The sequence below is a fragment of the Chryseobacterium cucumeris genome, from assembly GCF_001593385.1.
Taxonomy (GTDB): domain Bacteria; phylum Bacteroidota; class Bacteroidia; order Flavobacteriales; family Weeksellaceae; genus Chryseobacterium; species Chryseobacterium cucumeris.
In genome coordinates this window covers 1,307,095-1,326,289 of sequence record NZ_LUVZ01000001.1, presented here as the reverse complement: position 1 = coordinate 1,326,289, position 19,195 = coordinate 1,307,095, and the positions used below count along the sequence as shown (strand labels likewise).

General features: G+C 34.8%; 18 protein-coding genes. 8 read left to right on the top strand and 10 right to left on the bottom strand.

Features of this window, described 5'->3' with window-relative positions; translation table 11 throughout:
- Positions 1-115: 115 nt before the first annotated feature.
- On the bottom strand, positions 116-319 hold the full coding sequence (locus A1704_RS05860) for a helix-turn-helix domain-containing protein (RefSeq protein ID WP_002980904.1): 204 nt from the start codon (positions 317-319) through the stop codon (positions 116-118).
- Position 320: 1 nt separating this feature from the next.
- A complete protein-coding gene (locus tag A1704_RS05855; protein WP_062671338.1) occupies positions 321-836 on the bottom strand; it encodes a DUF2975 domain-containing protein in 516 nt (171 codons plus the stop codon).
- 335 nt (positions 837-1,171) lie between these two features.
- Here A1704_RS05855 and A1704_RS05850 point away from each other — a divergent pair, with 335 nt between their 5' ends.
- On the top strand, positions 1,172-1,513 hold the full coding sequence (locus A1704_RS05850; protein ID WP_062671628.1) for a TfoX/Sxy family protein: 342 nt from the start codon (positions 1,172-1,174) through the stop codon (positions 1,511-1,513).
- A gap of 171 nt (positions 1,514-1,684) precedes the next feature.
- Here A1704_RS05850 and A1704_RS05845 read toward each other — a convergent pair whose 3' ends face one another.
- From A1704_RS05845 to A1704_RS05830, 4 genes are all read right to left on the bottom strand, one after another.
- Positions 1,685-2,752 carry a nucleotidyltransferase domain-containing protein gene (locus tag A1704_RS05845; RefSeq protein WP_062671336.1) on the bottom strand — a complete coding sequence of 356 codons (1,068 nt, stop codon included), beginning with the start codon at positions 2,750-2,752 and terminating at the stop codon, positions 1,685-1,687.
- A 4-nt stretch (positions 2,753-2,756) separates the two neighbouring features.
- Positions 2,757-5,246, bottom strand: a complete 2,490-nt coding sequence (locus A1704_RS05840) for a DEAD/DEAH box helicase (protein WP_062671334.1) — start codon at positions 5,244-5,246, stop codon at positions 2,757-2,759.
- A 2-nt stretch (positions 5,247-5,248) separates the two neighbouring features.
- Entirely contained in the window at positions 5,249-6,013 is a 765-nt protein-coding gene (locus A1704_RS05835) for a hypothetical protein (protein ID WP_062671331.1), read from the bottom strand.
- Positions 6,014-6,115: 102 nt separating this feature from the next.
- Entirely contained in the window at positions 6,116-6,868 is a 753-nt protein-coding gene (locus A1704_RS05830; protein WP_062671329.1) for a nucleotidyltransferase domain-containing protein, read from the bottom strand.
- A 435-nt stretch (positions 6,869-7,303) separates the two neighbouring features.
- On the opposite strand from A1704_RS05830, the gene cobT reads away from it, so the two are divergent.
- The 3 genes from cobT to A1704_RS05815 are packed head-to-tail and all read left to right on the top strand — an operon-like array spanning position 7,304 to position 9,630.
- Entirely contained in the window at positions 7,304-8,308 is a 1,005-nt protein-coding gene (gene cobT, locus A1704_RS05825; protein WP_062671327.1) for a nicotinate-nucleotide--dimethylbenzimidazole phosphoribosyltransferase, read from the top strand.
- Positions 8,309-9,091 carry an adenosylcobinamide-GDP ribazoletransferase gene (locus A1704_RS05820; RefSeq protein ID WP_062671324.1) on the top strand — a complete coding sequence of 261 codons (783 nt, stop codon included), beginning with the start codon at positions 8,309-8,311 and terminating at the stop codon, positions 9,089-9,091.
- Positions 9,076-9,630, top strand: coding sequence for a histidine phosphatase family protein (locus A1704_RS05815; RefSeq protein WP_062671322.1), 555 nt, complete (start codon positions 9,076-9,078; stop codon positions 9,628-9,630). The genes A1704_RS05820 and A1704_RS05815 overlap by 16 nt, the downstream gene beginning before the upstream one ends.
- Positions 9,631-9,890: 260 nt before the next feature.
- Here A1704_RS05815 and A1704_RS05810 read toward each other — a convergent pair whose 3' ends face one another.
- The gene (locus tag A1704_RS05810; RefSeq protein WP_062671320.1) at positions 9,891-11,645 is read right to left on the bottom strand and encodes a hypothetical protein; all 1,755 of its coding nucleotides are present in this window, start codon (positions 11,643-11,645) and stop codon (positions 9,891-9,893) included.
- A 275-nt stretch (positions 11,646-11,920) separates the two neighbouring features.
- Complete coding sequence (locus A1704_RS25070) at positions 11,921-12,721, bottom strand: RtcB family protein (protein WP_394360852.1); 801 nt, start codon at positions 12,719-12,721, stop codon at positions 11,921-11,923.
- A 739-nt stretch (positions 12,722-13,460) separates the two neighbouring features.
- Here A1704_RS25070 and A1704_RS05800 point away from each other — a divergent pair.
- The 3 genes from A1704_RS05800 (at position 13,461) to A1704_RS24700 (ending at position 15,130) form a co-directional block, all read left to right on the top strand.
- Positions 13,461-13,796, top strand: coding sequence for a HopJ type III effector protein (locus A1704_RS05800; RefSeq protein ID WP_062671316.1), 336 nt, complete (start codon positions 13,461-13,463; stop codon positions 13,794-13,796).
- 70 nt (positions 13,797-13,866) lie between these two features.
- Positions 13,867-14,886, top strand: a complete 1,020-nt coding sequence (locus A1704_RS05795; protein WP_062671314.1) for a helix-turn-helix transcriptional regulator — start codon at positions 13,867-13,869, stop codon at positions 14,884-14,886.
- 106 nt (positions 14,887-14,992) lie between these two features.
- Positions 14,993-15,130 carry a hypothetical protein gene (locus A1704_RS24700; protein WP_167348772.1) on the top strand — a complete coding sequence of 46 codons (138 nt, stop codon included), beginning with the start codon at positions 14,993-14,995 and terminating at the stop codon, positions 15,128-15,130.
- 293 nt (positions 15,131-15,423) lie between these two features.
- On the opposite strand, the gene A1704_RS05790 is transcribed toward A1704_RS24700, so the two are convergent.
- Both A1704_RS05790 and A1704_RS05785 read right to left on the bottom strand, forming a co-directional pair.
- Entirely contained in the window at positions 15,424-16,608 is a 1,185-nt protein-coding gene (locus tag A1704_RS05790; protein ID WP_062671312.1) for a DUF1501 domain-containing protein, read from the bottom strand.
- A gap of 169 nt (positions 16,609-16,777) precedes the next feature.
- Positions 16,778-18,160, bottom strand: a complete 1,383-nt coding sequence (locus tag A1704_RS05785) for a DUF1800 domain-containing protein (protein WP_082798714.1) — start codon at positions 18,158-18,160, stop codon at positions 16,778-16,780.
- Between the two features lie 374 nt (positions 18,161-18,534).
- Between A1704_RS05785 and A1704_RS05780 the strand changes: the two genes are divergently transcribed.
- On the top strand, positions 18,535-19,098 hold the full coding sequence (locus A1704_RS05780) for a hypothetical protein (protein ID WP_062671310.1): 564 nt from the start codon (positions 18,535-18,537) through the stop codon (positions 19,096-19,098).
- The last annotated feature ends 97 nt before the right edge of the window (positions 19,099-19,195 follow it).

The following is a 19,195-nucleotide window of genomic DNA, read 5'->3' as shown; positions in this document are numbered from 1 at the left end:
AGAAGTTAGAAGTTAGAAGTTAGAAGTTAGAAGTTAGAAGTTAGAAGAGAATTTTTTACACTTCCACTCTAAAACACTTCAAATCAAACCCCGCAGCTCACAACCCGAATCCCGTCTACTCTTTAAATTCAAGAATATCTCCCGGCTGGCATTCCAGGATTTTGCAGATGGCTTCCAAAGTATCGAAACGGACACCTTTGGCTTTGCCGGTTTTCAGGATAGAGAGGTTCACGGGTGTGATACCCAGTTTTTCTGCCAATTCTTTACTCTGCATTTTTCGTTTGGCAAGCATCACATCTAAGTTGACTATAATTGGCATTTTAAATAAATAGGTCTTGTTCGTTTTGCAAATGTAGTCCTTGCTTAAAGATATTCGCAAGAAACAGACAGAAAATTCCAAGCATAAAGTGAATAAACACCAGTCCCCATATGATACTTTCTACTTCCACAAAGAAACTCGCGATAATAACCAGTGGAAGGGGAATGAAAATATTGTACAGGTAAAATCTCTTAAGCTGAATGATATTTTCCTGAGTAAACAGTTTTTGTTGGAAAAACACTTTGAAAACCCTGGCAGATAACCAGAAAAAGATTCCATAAGTGATAAGCACCAACATAAAGGAAAAGATCATATAAGGATAATTGTTTTCGATATTCAGAAACGGTTGTTCTGTAAACGGATAATTGATGTGAAGGAACTGGCCTTCTTTATAAGGCGTGACCGCAAATCCGCTCATAAGACAGAATAGGGAATACCCAAAAGTGACTAAATATCCGGCCGAAAGTAAGGCACAGATATAGAATAAAATTCTTGCAATAATTTTGGTCTGGTTCATGATATGAATTGTAATTACTATTGCAAATGTATAATTAATTATCGTAAAACAATAATTTATTTAAATAAAATTTTAATTTTTAAATTTTGAATTCATCAATAATGCTAAAAAAATAAGGTGTTAATCACAGTTTTTTATTAATTTTAATAAGAGAAAAGTTGATCAACTTATCCTTTAAGTAATACTCAAGAAGTGATTATAAGGTTTTCTTATTAATACCCTTCGACAGGCTCAGGGTGACAACTGGAATACCAACGACAATTTTTAAGCACTGTCAGGCTGAGCCTGTCGAAGCCATTATTATTAAAAAGGATATATCAAAAAAAAAAGAAATCATGGCTTACAGTATTGAACTTGCAGACCGTGTACGTGAACGGCTTTCAATGGAAAATAATATAGAGGTCGAGGAAAAGAAAATGTTCAGCGGACTGTCTTTTCTGGTGAACGGAAAGATGTGCATCAACATCAGTCATGATAATCTGATGTGCCGTTACAATCCCGAACTGGAAGATGAGGTTTCGGAAAAGAAAGGCTTTCTCCCAATGATTATGAAAGGAAAACAGTTAAATGGCTATTGCTATGTAGAACCCATAGGTTTCCAAAAAGCAGATGATTTTGAATACTGGATTAAAATATGTCTTGATTATAATCCATTGGCGAAGGCGGCGAAGAAGTGAGTTTTGGGTTGGAGGGTTGGAGAGTGGGAGCGTTTGAGGGTATGAGAGTGTGGTGGAGAGTTTCGGGATTCGGGATTCGGTTTTGGAGAGTGTTTTAGGGTAGGTGAGTGAGAGAGTGGGAGCGTTGGATTTCAACAGTCCCACCATTCATAACTCATCATTTATAATTCATCATTCATTATTATTGTACAGTTTTTCTCTGATCTGAATTAATATTTTTGTGGTTTTCTTCAGGTCCGGAGAGTCGGGAAGTGTGCTGGCAGAGTAATGGCTTTCTATGGATTCTATCAGGCTTTCTGCCCTTTGCATTACACTTTCATACGACTGGTTGCCACTTTTGATATCTAACAGTTCATCACGGTCTTCTACACGGATCGTTAGTGAACCGGTTTTAAAAATCTGTTCGCAGGACTGCAGCAGTCGGATGGTGTGCATCATGTTTTTGCTGTCGTAATTCTGTCCGTGAGTCTGATTAACATTGTAACGGTCTTCGTTGCGCTCAGCCACCCATTTCCAATATTCCCTGTAATCTTTACAATACACAGAATAGGCATCCAGATTGCAAAACAGATAAGCAACCGGTTTTTCATCTTTAGGGACGGAGGATACAGAAACCTGATTCGCTTCTTCATTCTGTATAACTCCTTTATATCCCAATGTTCCCGATTCATCATAAAATAAAGCGAACATTCCTTTTGTATGATCAATGTTTATCAATCCGCATTTTTCCTGTGAGAGGCCATCCTCATCCAGCCATATTTTCAATGGGACAGAACCTTGTCCATCCAAAATAAAGCAGAAATCCAGGATCGATTTTCTTTCTTTATCAATCGGGTTTACAATCATTTTATTGAGACCTTTTGCCTTTTTAATCTGGGAAACGGCGTAACCTGCAAATGTATCTTTGCACAGTTTTGAAAGAAAATCTTCTGTTTTCAATAAATCCATCAGCGGATGTTTGTACAGAATACAATCCTCAGGACTGGCCAGAATTTCCAGAATATTAGGATTGTTTTTCTGAAGCAGTTCTACAAATCTTCCGATTTCATAATACGTAAGATCATTCGTTTCATTGGAAATCTGCGGAATATAATTAAGCCCAAAGAAATCTTCCTTCGACAGATAATACACCCCACGGATATCCGTATCAGAATTCTCTGTTGCCAGCCCAAAAGCTCTGCTTCCGGAAATGGCTTCGAAGAGGAGAAGGTTTTTGTTTTTTAGGTCTTGGATGGTCATGGGATTAATTCAAATATTTTTGTATTTCAAACTGAAATAATTCAGGTTTTGAAGCTAGGTAAGTTTTAAAATCATTTTGATTTTTTGTACTTAAATTACCATTTTTATCTAGTACTAGATTTGATAATTGATTATCTCTTTTTAATTCTGATATTGAACTAGTACTTAACCCAAAGCGAACCAAGTTAATTATCTCTTCATTTGTTGTTCCATAAACTATTTTTAAATAATACTCATTTGGTATAATTTTAAAATCATTTAGAAATGAAATTAACTGTGTTAATTTATACCCAACAAAATCCTCCTCCATTTTTAATTTAACAATTGCTATATTTATAAAATCAACTTTTTCATTAGATAAGTTTATATATACTTTTTGTTGATATTTTTTTTCATTATTATATATTGAAGTTTTCCCTGCCTCTTCCGCTGTTAATTCACCATAACTTCCTCCGATATACAGGTAAGGATCATTGGATTTAGATTTTTTTTCAAAATATTCTTTGGTTGAAATAATTCTTTGATTTAAATGTAAATGTTGCGTAATATAAATGTAATTATTATAATAGTTTCTTGCTTTTTCTTGATTTAAACGTATTATTTCGAAATCATCAATATTAATGCTATGATTTCTAATGAATATTTCATTGAGAATATCTACAATTTTATCTTCTTCTTCGAATCGATAATTTTTTATATTTGTTATAATAGTTTCGACGGCTAAATTAATATCTTTATAATAGCTGCTTATAGAGTTTTCTATACAATATCTTTTTATTCTCTCAAACTCATTTTTTGGTTCTTCTAAAATAAAATCAGAAAAATTGTTTAGTTTTTTATCTTCCTCTTCTTGCTTTTTTTTCTTTTCTTCTTTATTTTGACCCGAAAATTCTATTTTTTCTATATCATAATTTTCTGATAAAGGGTTCTGAATAATATCTTTAAGTTTTTCTTTATTTAAAAGTTCTAGTGTACTATTCATTGAGTTTTTACCTTGAAAAGTATCGTGCTCTAAAAAGTGTATTTTTGAAATAAGCTTATCAATATTATTATTTTTAAATATAAAATTAAGTCTATTAGCTCTTCCAATTAAGTTTATTAAATCATTGTAAGTAATATTTTTTCTACCAACTCTATTATTGGTTATAAATATTGTTTCAATTGGCATATTTATTCCTTCTAGAACTACTTTATTAGCTACTAAATATTTAATAGCATTAATCTCTCTATATTTACTTTCAATATATTCTTTAATGATATTAGGAATCATACCATGTAGGTAAACTATTCCTTTTTGTATAAATCTTATAAGTTTAAAATCTTTATGAACTTCTTTTTTGAGTATTGTTGTTATTTTTTTAATTTCCTCGTTATCTTCCAAAAAACTCAAATTATTGTATAATTCTTCAGTAAAAAGTTCAATAATAGCAGGCTTATTTTGATAAAAAAAGTTTTTATTTAGACAATTAATTTTGATATAGTCAAAATATTCTATTTGACTTTTAATCAAAAATCTATCCGAGGAAAATCTATCATAAAAAAAGCTCTGCTTATTATTAAAATAATATAACTCAAAGCTTTTAAAATCATGTATTACTTTTTTAATTGATATTTCTCCTATTGATGTCCTTTTTAATTTTAAATTTTTTGAATGGTCAATTAATGGAGATAAATAGACTATCTTTTGGCTATTGTTTCTCTTATAGTTTAATTGTATTAATCGCCCTAATATAAAACTTCTAGAATCTCTTTTTAAAATATTATGAGCTTCATCAATAAATAAAATATCAAAATAATTTTTAGTTTTTTTATTTAGTATTCTAGTTGCTCTTTCTTGTGTTAAAATGCCAATAAAATTATTTTCATTATTGTACATTTCATCATGTAATACTAATTTATAGTCATTTGATAGTTCCTTCAAATCTAAATAAGTTTGTAATAATAACGATTTTGTAGGAACAATTACTGCTATTTTTTTAGGCTTATTAATTTTTATGTATTCTTTAATAAGGGAACTTTTTCCATATGAGGTTGGAGCAACATAAGCAATTTCAGTCTTATCATAGTTTATTATTTTTTTTCTTGAATTATTTTGTTCAAAACTTTCTATGTATCCTTTTTTAATTTCGTAATCCTTTTTAAATAGTGTATAAGTAAATATATCTAATATTATATTTTTAGGTTTAACATCGGAGCGATGTTTGACTAATATTGCTTCAATTATTGGGTAAAAGCCTAATTGAATTGAAACATCATATAAAGGTTGATAATTATTATATGTTATACAGTATTTTAAAACTATATAATAACCAATTTTAAAAAAGGAAGAATATCTTTTATCAGAATCATATAGCTTAAAAAATAATAAAGAACATTTTAAAATATATTCTTTTTCTTCAAAAAACAATGTCTCGTTAAGACATAATTTTCGAAAAATATGCTGGAAGTTTTTATTCTTTTTTAAATTACGTAATTGTTGTACGTCTTTTTCCATAGCTAACTATTAATATATTTTATAAAATCGTCAATACTTTTTTTATTAACACACAGTATATTTACTTTTTTTGCATTTATTTTTTTTATTTTTTCTTTAAATTTATCTTCTAGATTGCTAACATCTATTGTGTGCCATTTATCTTCTAAATAGATTGTAGAACAAGGAATTATATTAAACTCTTTTATTTTGTGTTTCTTATTGTTAATAAAATCTGAACTTAATTTTTTTACGTTTTCTGATAATGATTTGTTAGGATTTACTATTTGTATATGATGTTTTGCATTTTCCCATGGATCATTAGTACCGTTTTCTTCACTAGATTCTAATTTAGTCCTAATATCATTATATGCCTCATTGATTTTAGTATTATGTGTTTTCTTCTCATTAGCAGTGGACTTACTTTCAACTATCCATACTTCATTATTGTATAGATATAGACCGTCAAATCCTTTTTTAGGACCATTTTCTTCAAGGTTTTTAAATAAAGAGTATTGTTCAAATTTTATGTATCTTAAATATAAATGACAAATAAATTCAGCAATAAACCCATTTTTTGCTCTTACATCTGATCCTTTTTTATCAATCCAGATTTTTATTCTTTTTTTTACATCTTTTAAGTCCTCATCATTTAATGGCCCATTTCTAATAAAGCCAATTTCACTATCTATAAGTTTTAATAAATCAGGAAGGTAATTTTCAATATTTAGAAAGTGAGCGAATATATTTTTTGATATTGTAATTCGAGTTTCTTTGAAGATGGTCATTTGTTTTTTATTGTAAATTAAATAATATTAATGATATATTCAATTTCTGACAAGCTAATTTAATTTATATTCATAATAAAAGACTACGGCTTCCCGTAATCCTTAGCATTTCTCCAATATCTCCCTAAAAATACTCTCCATCTCACCTTTATCCACCTCTCCTCCTGATAAACCTTTCGATTTTTCCTCATTATCTGCTATCGTTTTCTCCAGAAAATCAAACAGGTTCCAATCATTCGGGTGATAATAAGATTCTCCTTTGGTGGCTTTTAAGGCAACGAGTTTTTCTATTTTTCGTCTGGTGGCTTCATCTGTTAAAACAAGCAGATCACTGAACAATATGGGTGGAACCGTTCCTTTCTCTATGATCCACTTTCCGGTAAGAGTAGTTCGTAAGCAATAAAAGTAACTTTTTAATTTTACTTCATCACTTCTGCAGGCTTCCAGATATTTCTTGCTCATGCTCAGATAGTGATAAGAAACGGCTACCGGAGAAAAACAGGCATCAGCCAAAGGTTTAAAGAGTTCTACAAACCTTTCATCCGCTTTATACACGATAGGAGAATAAAACCAGCTCAGCAAAGCCGCATTCGACTTCAGTAAGAGATGAAACGTCTTTCGCAGATCCCAGCCGGAACCATCCAGATCATCTTCTGTCATAAATTCTATCGTTTCATCCTTATCCCAGGGAGAAAGATACCAATCTTTGTCGTGACGGTATATAAAACGTATATCATAATCACTGTCAGGAGACGCAAAACCCCAGGCTCGGCTTCCTGATTCTACAGCAAGAAGGACTTCCACGCCTTTTGCAGCCTCAACTTCTTTTATTTTTTCAAGTATTTTCGGTGTCATTGGTATTGATTGATGGTGCAAAGTAAAGGGTGAAGTGCGCAATGTACTCGCGTAGCTGTTTTAAGTTTCGAGGTGCGGGTTTCGTGGGGATGGAGTTTAGGGTTTGAGTGTAGGAGAGTTTGAGAGTTGCGGGGTTCGGTTTGTGAGTAAGTGAATATTGCGGGCTAAAATTTTTTGACTTTTGAAAATTGGGCGTTAAAAAAATAAATTGTGTGAACGTTAAGAAAATTCTCCTGTCTGAGTGCGACGAATATATTGATACAAAAAAGTAATAATGAATTCGCACGAGTTTAGAATTTTTAGAGAACACATTTTATTTTTAGCTCAATTTTCAAGGTCTTGACCTTTTGTTTCTTTTGTGTCAAGACAAAAGAAAAAGACTCATTGAATTTTACTAATATTGCACTTTTCCATTTAACATAACTATAAACATCCATGTTATCATCAGAATTACAACATAAAATTGATTTTAAAACAAAACCATTAGGGGCATTAGGTCATCTTGAACATATTGCCCACAAAATCGGAATGGTTCAGAAAACCACTTCTCCGCAGTTACTCAACCCTCATATGGTAGTTTTTGCGGCCGATCATGGGATTGCTGCTGCAGGCGTCAGTGCTTATCCACAGGAGGTCACCTATCAGATGGTGATGAACTTCCTTGGCGGAGGTGCTGCCATTAATGTTTTTTGCAGACAGAATGGTATCAACATTAAAATTGTAGATGCAGGAGTGAATTTTGATTTCCCGGAAGGGCTGAATCTCATTGATAAAAAAGTCAGAAAATCCAGCCGTAATATTCTGGAAGAACCTGCCATGACTTTCGAAGAATATCAGCAGGCACTTAAAAATGGAAAGTCTGTGGTGAATGATATTGCTAAAAAAGGCTGCAATATCATTGGCTTTGGAGAAATGGGAATCGGGAATACTTCCGCCTCTTCTTTGATGATGAGCAAGCTCTTTGATATTCCTATTATCCATTGTATCGGACGTGGAACGGGACTGAATGATCATCAGCTTGACAATAAGATCAGTATTTTAAAAGAAGCTGTTGAAAAATATCCTTCTGAAATGTCTGAGGATGAGATTGCCCAGACCTTTGGCGGATTGGAAATTGCCCAGATGATTGGAGCCATAGAAGAAGCTTATCACCACAATATTCTGATTATGGTAGATGGTTTTATCGCAACAGTTGCGGTAGCCACGGTCTGGAAAAAGAATCCTGAAGTATTGAACAACTGTATCTTCTGCCATGTAAGCAATGAAAATGCCCATCCTCAGCTGTTGGGATTAATGAGAGAACAGGCCATTCTCAATCTGAATCTGCGCCTTGGTGAAGGAACAGGCTGTGCATTGGCTTATCCGATTATTCAAAGTGCCGTTAATTTTCTGAATGAAATGTCAAGTTTCGAAGATGCAGATGTATCAAATAAAAACTAAATGAAAGCTATAAAAAATGAACTGATTTACTTTGCAACGGCACTCATGTTTTTCACGAGAATTCCGGTTCCGTTTACCATTCCGTACTCCAGCGAGATTATGAATAAATCTCAGAAATATTTTGCCTGGGTAGGCTTGATTGTAGGGCTCATCAACGCTTTGGTTCTTTATCTTTCTACACTGCTTTTTAATCTTGAAATCGGGATTGTTGTAATGATGATTTCCAATGTTTTGCTGACCGGAGCTTTTCATGAAGATGGCTTCACAGACATGTGCGACAGTTTTGGAGGCGGATATGGAAAGGAAAAAATCCTGACGATTATGAAAGACAGCCGGGTAGGAGCATATGGTACAATAGGGATTATTTTGCTTTTTGCTTTAAAATTTTATAGTATTCAAACCTTAGGAATGAGTAATCCGGTGGGCGTTTTACTCATTGTTATTTTAGGGCATACGGTAAGCCGTTTTATTGCAGGAACGATGATCTATACTCACCAGTATGTTACGGATATCGATGTCAGTAAGTCAAAGCCTCTGGCCAATAAACCATTGGATGGAATGGCTTTGCTGGTAAGCTTCATCAGTGTTTTAGCCACTTTTGCCCTGTTTCCGGACTGGCGTTTGATTTTTGCTTTTGCGCTCGCTTATTTAGGAAAAATATATATGGGCTGGTATTTTAAAAAACATATCGGAGGGTATACAGGTGATTGTCTGGGATCGGTACAGCAGGTTTGTGAAGTTTTATTTTATTTAGGAACAATCATCGTATGGAAATTCATTTGATCCGTCATACTGCTGTGGACAATCCTGAAAACCTGTGTTATGGTTTTGCTGAAATGCCTTTACGGAAAGAGTGTATCGAAGATTTTAAATTGTTGGATATTGACAGTCATTATGATGTAATTGTTTCAAGTCCTTCTGAGCGATGCCGTATTTTGGCTGATTATTTTAAATTTGAATACCAAACAGATGAAAGACTTCGCGAAATGAATTTCGGGAACTGGGAATTAAAAAAATGGATGGATATTCCAGAAGAAGAAATCAATCCGTGGTACAAAGATTTTGTCAGTGTAAAAGCCTCGGGTGGTGAAAATCTTCTCGAAATGCAAACCCGCGTTCTCAGCTTCTGGAATGAATTTATTCAAAGAAAAGATATGGAAAAAGCACTTATAGTTACGCATGCCGGAGTTATTCGTCTGATCCTTCAGACGGTTCTTCAGTTTCCACTGGAGAATATGTTTACTATTCAGATTGATTATGGAAGGAAAGTGATCATTCATGTGAATGAAGAAGTTTTTTCTGTGAAAAAGGTGAATATATAATTACCATAAAGGCTTTTATTCAATAGGAACGGACTTTAGTCCGTTTGGTAAAGATTAGTTTGTAGGCCGAATTCCTGTAAAAAACATACACAGAAATGGTACAATCCCGACCATTCTCCCAACTGAAGACGTGAAAATTCCCCTCCCTCGGAGGGGTGGCGAAAATTCAAAGAATTTTTGACGGGGTGGTTCTCAACGTTTACCCAACCAAACCGCCATAAAAAAACGCCACCCGATATCATCAGATGACGCCATAGAATTTATTTAAAAATTCTGATAAAACTATCTTTTTCCAGGCTTTCCAGTGAGAAATCAAAATCAGCTTCCACTTTTTCTGTGGTAATCTCACCGCCAAGCTCTTTGATAAGCTCATTGAAAGACATCGCTTCATACCATTGCTGGTATAATGCACTTGTTGCCATTGCAGAAATCTGGCTATTTCCTGAAACATGCGAATGTCCGGCTCCGAAATTCAACAGTACGAAACATTGCTTTTCATTCTTCGCTACAAGCATTCCCAGAATCATTTGCTTCTGAACAGAATTACATCTGGCTTCAGCAAAGAGGTGATTAGGATTCATCATATAATCGTAAGAAATATCATCCCCTTTTCCGATCACAATTTTATATCCGCAGTTCGCATCTCCGCTGAAAACGTTGTTCATAACAAGGGTTGGTTCACAAAGGCCTTTATTGGCATAAAGATATTCAACAGCGCCATTAGGAGCAGAAGTCATATCTCCGGAGTACATCAACTGTCCGTTACCATGATTATAAGCGGCATTCCAACCAATTTTTCCTGCGATGTTCAATCCGGAAAGATCAAGGTCATTGGCACCCCACTGATCTTCCCAATAAATACCTACAGCCAGTCTATCCGCATAAAAACGGGTTCCGGTAGGAATATTTCCAGCAAACATCTTTTCAGAAGTTGGCAACGCAAATTCTATATTCTCAGGGAAATAGAATTTCTTTCCGGATAGGTTTTCATACTTCAGTTTTAAAAAGTCCAGAATGAAATCATAATTGAACTGATTCACGTAAGTTTCCTTACCTTTTTTAGTCCATGATTTTCCGTTTCGGATTCTGTAGACAAAGGTATCCTGACCATACATTCTGGAGTAACATGCTGATAATGCTTTGAATAATGCAAACGGTGTCGCATTTTCCAGCCAGTGCCAATCGCTGTTTTCCAATAGAGTATTTGTAGCGTCATTCAATGGGTTTGAAATCAATGGTTTATGATGAACCTTAGATAACTTTGATATTTTGTTGATCGCTTTGGGCGCTCTGTTTTTATAAGCCAGAAATAACGGCTTGAATCTGTTGAAAATTTCCGCCATTTTTTCCAATCCAAAACTTTCAAATAAGGATGTCGGATTAAAATTACTCTGCTTGACTAAATTAATCAAATCATCATTTTTGATTAAAAGCGTAGTGTTCGTCGTTTTATAAATAACATAACGGAAAAACTCAACGGGATTTTCAGGATAGATATCATATAGATCAGCAATTTTTATAACCGCTTCTTTATTTCTGATGTTTTCTTTTCCGGTAAAATCATATTCCAGCTCCGTATGTAAAATAGAAAGCAAATCATCAATGGTTTCCTGTTTTAAAGCAATTCCTGATCTTAAAAGAGCAAGACATTTTTCCTGCATTTCTTCTACAGAGTAGGCTTTGATTACTTTAAAAACCAGCTTCATATCAGGAACATTCAAAATTTCATTAGGAATATAGATTTCACTTTGAAAATCGCTTCCATAGGTTGAAATATAATGAGTGATCTGTTCAAAAAATAAATCAATTCTGGAAGTGTTCTTTATTTTCTCCCAGGATTTATGAAAGGTTTTATTCAAATTATTACCATTCAGCTTTTCCTTTGCGTAAAAAGAGATGATTTCATTTTTTGCCCATAGAGCATCCGGTTCAATGATGAAACCATCATTAGAAATAAATGGCTTTTCATCAGATTTTCTGGCCAGTACAGCATTGAATAATTGTAGTGTTTTCATTGTTTTAAGTTTAAAAAATAAGTGAGGAGTAGATTCATTAAAAGTGAAAGGTATAGGAACTCCTTTTACCTATAGTTTATAAAAAGCGGGGAGTATTTTTCCAAAAAATATAGGAACTCCGTTTGCCTTGTAATTTGTAAAAAGGCGGAAAGTAAATCTGGAAATATAGGAACTTTCTTTGCCTTGAATTTTTTAGTGCTTTGAAATTTGGTTTATTGTTTTTATTCAACCTAACGGGTTTCTAAAACCAGTTAGGTTTGAACATACTATTAAAATTATGCTTTTCTGAATTTCTTTTTTTTCTTCCATGGAGCATTCTTCTGAACATCTCCGGCCATAATACATCCGTAAGGCATCACTTCATCCAGAACTTCACAAAGTCCGTATTCTTCTATCTGTGCTCTTACATTCTTCGCACTTTTATAAGCGCTTGGAAGTTCAGAAATATCAATCTCATTAGAGTAGAAACGGATATCCAATCCTGCTGTTTCCTCATTGAAGATTTCCTCGGTCGTTTTATGAGCTAAAGATTTTTTATGCTGGCTTCTGCTGAAATTTCTTCCTGCTCCGTGCGGTGCAAAACCTAAGTTTCTTTCATTCGTTTTTCCCTGAACAATCAATACCGGTTCGGCCATATTCAACGGAATCAGTCTAGGTCCGGTGATATCAGGCATGAATTTATCATCCAGCGGAGTAGCTCCTTTCGCGTGATAGAACAGGTCTCCATCTTTGAAAACGAAGTTATGTTCGTTCCAATATCTGTTTTCCTTCTCCGTTTCCAGCTTATTCAGCACGGCATCATGAAGGGAAGTATGGTTTTCTTTTGTCCATTGTCTTATTAATTGAAGTGCTTTCCAATACGATTTACCTTCATCTGTATCATAAGGAATCCATGCATTTTCTCTTAAAGTTTCAGGAGAGATTTCCTGTCTGAAACGGTTGGCAACCTTCATTCCTTTATCATATAAAGCAGCACCCGGAGCTCTTGATCCGTGATGGGTTACCATCATGGTATTTCCAGTATTTTTAGAAATTCCGACAAAAAGGAAGTGGTTTCCGTCTCCCTGAGTTCCCATATGAGAACGGGCAATGCTGATCAGTTTTTCATCCTGTAAGAATTCATTTTCTCTGAAAGCATCCATCAGTTCCTGAGACATCGGCATCTGTTCCCCTCTTGCTCTTCCTCCGTATCCGAAATGAGTGACAGAATGTGCTGCATCCAAAACCTCTTTAGGATTTGTTTTTCCAAAATCCGTCAACATCACAGAACAACAGATATCCGCACTATGGAATCCCGGGTGAATAGCATTTTTTGCCACGACCACACCTCCAACGGGAATCTGACCTTCAGGACCGGTAGGGCAGGCGTCCGGCATTAAAGCTCCGCCAATCAGAGTGGGAGTTTTCATCAGAACTTTCATGGTTTTGATTACTTTTTCCACATTATCATTCTCACTTTCGTGCTCTGCACGTATATTGATTATAAAATCTTTAGCTGTTTCATGAAGCGGAATAAGATCTGGCTGTTTGAACTGTACCAGATATTCTGCGATCTGATGTTCATCCAACTTATTCTCGTTGATATAGGTAATGGCATCTTTAAACCATTTTGCCGGTCTATATCCTAATTCGATTAAATGATTTCCATTAAATTCCATTTTGTTTCATTTTGATGATGCAAAGTAATATCATTATTGCGCAATAGTTTTGCGTAGATAAAGAAATTTTAATTATTTTTACAAAAATTAATTAAAAAGACGAAAAAGCCCAGTGGCAGACTCGTAAAAATAGTATAAAATTAAAAAAACAAGGCTCATGGTATTATTAGAACAATTAAAACATTTCCCGGAAACGATTCAGTTTAATGATGTGATCGCTCATATTGATGAACATTATGAATTTACTCCTACTACCTTTCAAAACGGAGATACAACCAATCAGGCCGGACAGAACAATGGTTCGTGCAAGGTTTTCAGCTTTGCAAGTATTCAGGATCTGACGAAAGAACAAACCCTTTGGCTTTTTGGTGAGTTCTACAGAGAAGATGTTTTGAAAAATCCTGAAGGAACTGACCACCAAAATATCCGAAACTTTATGAAATTCGGCTGGGAAGGGATTACTTTTGACGAAAATGCTTTGAGAGAGAAATAATTTTTAGGAAAAGAGCAGAAATAAAAGCAGATTGCTATTAAAAAAAACACCAATCATTAAACACTAAGGTATGTCATCCAATAAAAATGCTCTGATCCGGTATAAAACATTAGATAAATGTCTTAAAAATAAATACAGAAAGTATACGCTGGAGGATCTTATTGATGAATGTTCAGAAGCATTGTTTGAATTTGAGGGAAAAGAATCTTATGTAAGTAAGAGGACTGTTCAGCTTGATCTTCAGAATATGCGGAGTGAAAAATTCGGATATGAAGCCCCTATTGAAGTTTACGAAAGAAAATACTATCGTTACAGTGATCCGGAATACAGTATTCATAATATTTCTGTGAATGAAAGTGATCTGAAGGCGATGAATAATGCGGTTCAGATTTTAAAACAGTTCAAGGATTTTTCCATGTTCAAGGAGATGAATGGGGTTATTCAGAAACTGGAAGATTCTATTCATGCAACCAGCCAGAAATCCATTATCCATCTGGATAAAAATGAACAGTTAAAAGGGTTGGAACATATTGATATTCTGTACGAAAGTATTGCTAATAAAAAAGTGTTGAAGATCCTTTACAAAAGTTTTACGGCAAGGGAATCCAATATCTTTACAGTACATCCGCAGCTGTTGAAAGAGTTCAACAACCGTTGGTTTCTGATCTGTCTTTACAAACAAAAAATGTACAATCTGGCACTGGACAGAATGGAAAGTATCGAAACAGATGATAGTCTTGCCTATATTGACAAGGATCTGGATGGAGATGAATATTTTAAAGATATTGTAGGGGTAACTGTTGCAGAGTCAATGGATCCCAGAAATGTGGTCTTTTGGGTGGATTCTGGAAATGCTCCCTATGTGAAAACAAAACCACTGCATAAAAGTCAGGAGATCCTAAAGGAAGACCGTGACGGCACGCTGTTTAAAATATGTGTGCAGATCAATTTTGAGCTGGAAAGACTCTTGCTTGGGTTCGGAGACTCTCTGATTGTACATAAGCCCAAAAAACTACGGTTGAAAATGGAGGAAAAGTTCAGGGCAGGCAGTAAAAATTATCAGAATCTGATTGTTCCTGAGGAAAACTAAATTAATTTAAATGTACCATTCACAGGGCTTTGTTGAAGATAATTTATTTTCATAATTTATCTTGGCTTGGAAATTGTAGTATTAACTTAACAATACCAAATTAATTATGAAATCAAGAATATTTAAAGCATTAATTGCAATTATAGCACCGCTGGCGATAGAGTATATCGTAAAAAAAATATCTGAGAAGATAGATAAAAAACAAGAAGAGAAAGAGAACGAAAAAAAGCAGATTACGGCTTAAACGTAAAAGTAGTTTAAATTTGAAATTATTGAAAAGAGACTGTCATAACAAGGTACAGTCTCTTTTTTTGTTGTTAATGGATCTTTTTAATGAGTGCTGAAGACCACCCCGTCAAAAATTCTTTGAATTTTCGCCACCCCTCCGGAGGATGGGAATTTTTACGTCTTCAGTTGGTGTATTGGACAGGATTGTTTTTGTACTCCTTATAGCAAAGGCTGAGTTTCTATGGAATGACAAATTGTGTGGATACATCACCATTCCAATTGTGTCATTCCGTAGGAATCTCGGTTTCCCTACACAAAGTCATAGATCCCGTCTTTCCATCCCAATACTTTGGAAGAGTCCGCTTTAAGCCAGTTTTTCAGAATTGTTGCATATACTTTTCTGAAATCCTCTTTATAAATAAGATCACCATCATTCAGATTCTGCAGATCAGGAAGTGTATTTAAAAGTCCTTTTTTCTTAAGGTTTCCACTGATAAAAAACATTTGATTGGCAGTTCCGTGATCGGTTCCGTTGCTGGCATTCTGTGCCACACGACGGCCAAACTCTGAGAATGTCATCAACAGTATATTTTTGAAGAGCCCATTACTTTTCATATCTGCAACAAATGATTTTACCGACTCGTTGATATCATCAAATAACTTTTTCTGTCTGTCATTCTGGTTGACGTGCGTATCGAAACTTCCGATCGAAAGATAGTATACCTGGGTATTAATGTCAGATTTTATCAAAGAAGCAACCGTTTTAAAATCTTTTCCCAGTTGAGAATTGGGGTAAACCTGCTCTGTTTTTTTAGCTTTGCTTTTTTCAAAAATATAATCAGCATTGTTGATGGTAGAACCTAAAGTCTGATAGAGATAAGACACCGTTTCATCATCATGATGATGGTCGTAGAGAGATTTAAAATACTTTTCCTGACTGGTCTGATACAGTCTTTTGGGATCTTTAAAGGCAAAAGCTTTGTTATTTTCACCTTTTAGGGCTAGACTAAGCATATCATCTACTTCCAGTGCCTGCGTAGGATGATCACAGTGATAACATTCTTCATCCAGAAAACGTCCCAGCCAGCCTGTTTCCAGAAACTGATCACTTCTGCTTGCCGACTGCCAGATATCCATGCTTCGGAAATGGGATTTATCCGGGTTGGGATATCCTACGTTATTCATCACAGACAGCTCTCCGTTATCAAAAAGTTCTTTAAAATAGGAAAGTGACGGATTAATTCCAGCCTCATCTGTAAGCGGTATAGAGTCATGAATAGCCAATGTCTTCCTTTCCCTGAAATAAATATCGTTTTTGGCCGGAATAATGGTATTCAAACCATCATTTCCTCCCGTAAACTGAAGGACTACCAGAATGTTCTGACCAGGATTCAGCGCTTCATCCAGCGTCATCGCTTTTAAGAAATTAGGCATCAGCATAGAAGCAGTAGCCAGTGAGCTTATTTTGAGGAATTCTCTTCTTTTGATTAGCATAATTTTGTTTTTAGGGGTTAAGATGGCAGGTGGCAGATGACAGGTTGCAGGTTGTAAATTATAGGGCTGGACCGCATTTTATTTTTATAGCAGTGAAAACTAAATCAGGGAGGAGCCAAGTTCTACTGCGACAGCTATTACCTGCTGCCTGCAACCTAAAACCTCCTACCTAACATAACTGATATTCCGGAGTAGACATCAGGTTGATGACAGTCATTTTTATACTCTTGTCTGAAAAATTACTTACAGAGTTCATATCGAGGCTTTGGGTATTCTGCAGAAGATAATCTTCACAGTTTTTATGGGCGAAAAGCTTTTCAATACGATCCCAGTCGATGGTGATATTAGGGTTTTTAAAGCTTTTATTTAATGCTGTTTCACTGGATTTCATTCCCATGTCGATATCATCATCCTGGCGGGGACTGTATTCTAAAGGGCGAAGACCGGACCAGATCTGCGGAACCTGAAGCCTGAGCATTAAAGTAGAGCTGTCAATCCATGCCTTTCCATTCGGCCATCCCGCTACATTGGGTGGATAAAGGAGCATTTGTCCCAATAATTTCTGATAAACGATGAGGTTTTCAGGGTTCTGAATATGCATTGGAAGGATTCGCATGATTCCTGCCATCAGTTCTACAGGCGATTTTATACGGTTACCTATATTCTTCTGATCATAAAACCATGTGCTTGAAAATATCTCAGTCATCAGCTTTTTGATGTCATATCCTGAATGGTAGAAATTGGCGCTGAGTTGATTAACAATCTCCTGGTCCGGTTTTTCATTGACGAAGAATTTATAAATCTTTGTCGTAATAAATTGTGCTGTAGTTTTCTGTTCCAGAATAATATTGAGCACATCATTTCCGTCAAAGTTGCCTGTTTTTCCTAAAAAAGTTTTGCTGCCTTCATCATGGAGATTTTTTCTTTCTTTAAAATTCCCTTCTTTATCATAACTCCATCCTGTAAAAGCTCTTGCTCCTTCTCTTACGTCCTTTTCAGTGTAATTTCCTCTTCCCATGGTAAACAGTTCCATCACTTCACGGGCAAAATTCTCATTAGGATGGTCTTTTTTATTCTGTTGATTATTCAGAAAATTCAACATGGCAGGCGACTGGCTTACTTCAAAAAGCAGATCTTTGAAATTGCCCAGTGCATTTTTTCTTATCGTATTTAAAAGCTGTTTGTTGAACCTTGGATTTTGTACTCTTGATGCAAAATGCCCATGCCAGAAAAACGCCATTTTTTCCCTCATCTGTTCCTTACTGTTAACGATGGAGTTTAGAAAATTCAGGTTCAGTTCGTTATTTTGTTCCCTGTTGATCCGCTGCATTTCTTTTTTCTTTTCTGCAGGAGCTGTACTGTTCATATAGTCTGCCACAGAAACAGGATCTGGAGTGTCATAAGTGATTTCGCTGAAGCTTTCTTCTTTAAATAATTCATTCATCAGCGTTTTAATGTTTTTATTTTTCAAACCATCAATTTGATTAATGCTAACACCAAAACCTGCCCGCCAAAGAAGATGCTTGTTTTTTAATAATGAATCAGCCATCATGGAGAATTTATTTTTTGATGTATTTTGAACAAAAAGGTTAAAATAACAACGGGTTAAGCATTGTTAATATTGTTGTATTAGACTGGAAGCTGGTAGTAGGAGGCAATAGGCAGGAAGTTTTAGATCGTAGAAATAGAGTTGATTTTATGGATTATATTTCTTCCAGTATCCGGCTTCCTTTCTTCCATCCTTTAATTCACTTTTTAACTATCATTTTTTGATAAATTTTGTTAAACAATTATTTAAATTTTGTTAAAATTAATATATTGATAGTCATTATTTTATGTTTTTTTTGAATGTTAAAATACAATAAAAACCCTTGCTTGGCATGATTTTTACATCCTCTTGTTTAGTAAAATTTAAAAATTAGAGTTATGAAAATGTTTAAACAAGCAATAGTACTGGCTGGTATTTTAACAGCGGGTATCGCAAGCGCCCAAAGTGCTCAAATGAACAATATGATCAAGGTAGGTGCAAATGTTGGTTTAGCAGTTCCCGCAGATAATCTTTCCGCTGCAGTAGGAGTGGATGTAGCGTACCAGAATTTGATTACCCCAGGGTTTGGATTAGGTATTGCATCAGGATATACTCACTATTTTGGAAAAGAGAACAACGGATATAAAAACAATGATGTAGGAGTAGTTCCTGTAGCAGCTTTAATCAGAATTTATCCAAAACAAACCGGTTTCTATTTCGGAACTGACTTAGGATACGGATTCCTTGTGGGTGATAAAGCAGTGGCGTCAAACACCAATGTTGAAAGAGCTGGCGGAGGTTTCTACCTTAAACCGGAGATCGGATACCACAACAGAGACTGGAATTTCTTCGTACAATACCAAAAGGTTTTTGTAGGAACCAAGGGAGATTTGCCAGGTCAGGACTATAATGTGGGGAATATCGGAGTAGGATTCGGTTACAATATTCCATTAGGAAAGTAGTTAGATTTAATATATAAACAATTATTAACCAAAACCTTTTCACGAAAGTGGAAAGGTTTTTTTGTTCTGTGCAGGATTTACAAAAACAATTATTATA

Excerpts from the sequence above, each read along its gene's own strand:
- A1704_RS05860 (WP_002980904.1), bottom strand. The coding sequence starts at position 319 with ATGCCAATTATAGTCAACTTAGATGTGATGCTTGCCAAACGAAAAATG.
- A1704_RS05855 (WP_062671338.1), bottom strand. The coding sequence starts at position 836 with ATGAACCAGACCAAAATTATTGCAAGAATTTTATTCTATATCTGTGCC.
- A1704_RS05850 (WP_062671628.1), top strand. The coding sequence starts at position 1,172 with ATGGCTTACAGTATTGAACTTGCAGACCGTGTACGTGAACGGCTTTCA.
- A1704_RS05845 (WP_062671336.1), bottom strand. The coding sequence starts at position 2,752 with ATGACCATCCAAGACCTAAAAAACAAAAACCTTCTCCTCTTCGAAGCC.
- A1704_RS05840 (WP_062671334.1), bottom strand. The coding sequence starts at position 5,246 with ATGGAAAAAGACGTACAACAATTACGTAATTTAAAAAAGAATAAAAAC.
- A1704_RS05835 (WP_062671331.1), bottom strand. The coding sequence starts at position 6,013 with ATGACCATCTTCAAAGAAACTCGAATTACAATATCAAAAAATATATTC.
- A1704_RS05830 (WP_062671329.1), bottom strand. The coding sequence starts at position 6,868 with ATGACACCGAAAATACTTGAAAAAATAAAAGAAGTTGAGGCTGCAAAA.
- cobT (WP_062671327.1), top strand. The coding sequence starts at position 7,304 with ATGTTATCATCAGAATTACAACATAAAATTGATTTTAAAACAAAACCA.
- A1704_RS05820 (WP_062671324.1), top strand. The coding sequence starts at position 8,309 with ATGAAAGCTATAAAAAATGAACTGATTTACTTTGCAACGGCACTCATG.
- A1704_RS05815 (WP_062671322.1), top strand. The coding sequence starts at position 9,076 with ATGGAAATTCATTTGATCCGTCATACTGCTGTGGACAATCCTGAAAAC.
- A1704_RS05810 (WP_062671320.1), bottom strand. The coding sequence starts at position 11,645 with ATGAAAACACTACAATTATTCAATGCTGTACTGGCCAGAAAATCTGAT.
- A1704_RS25070 (WP_394360852.1), bottom strand. The coding sequence starts at position 12,721 with ATGGGAACTCAGGGAGACGGAAACCACTTCCTTTTTGTCGGAATTTCT.
- A1704_RS05800 (WP_062671316.1), top strand. The coding sequence starts at position 13,461 with ATGGTATTATTAGAACAATTAAAACATTTCCCGGAAACGATTCAGTTT.
- A1704_RS05795 (WP_062671314.1), top strand. The coding sequence starts at position 13,867 with ATGTCATCCAATAAAAATGCTCTGATCCGGTATAAAACATTAGATAAA.
- A1704_RS24700 (WP_167348772.1), top strand. The coding sequence starts at position 14,993 with ATGAAATCAAGAATATTTAAAGCATTAATTGCAATTATAGCACCGCTG.
- A1704_RS05790 (WP_062671312.1), bottom strand. The coding sequence starts at position 16,608 with ATGCTAATCAAAAGAAGAGAATTCCTCAAAATAAGCTCACTGGCTACT.
- A1704_RS05785 (WP_082798714.1), bottom strand. The coding sequence starts at position 18,160 with ATGATGGCTGATTCATTATTAAAAAACAAGCATCTTCTTTGGCGGGCA.
- A1704_RS05780 (WP_062671310.1), top strand. The coding sequence starts at position 18,535 with ATGAAAATGTTTAAACAAGCAATAGTACTGGCTGGTATTTTAACAGCG.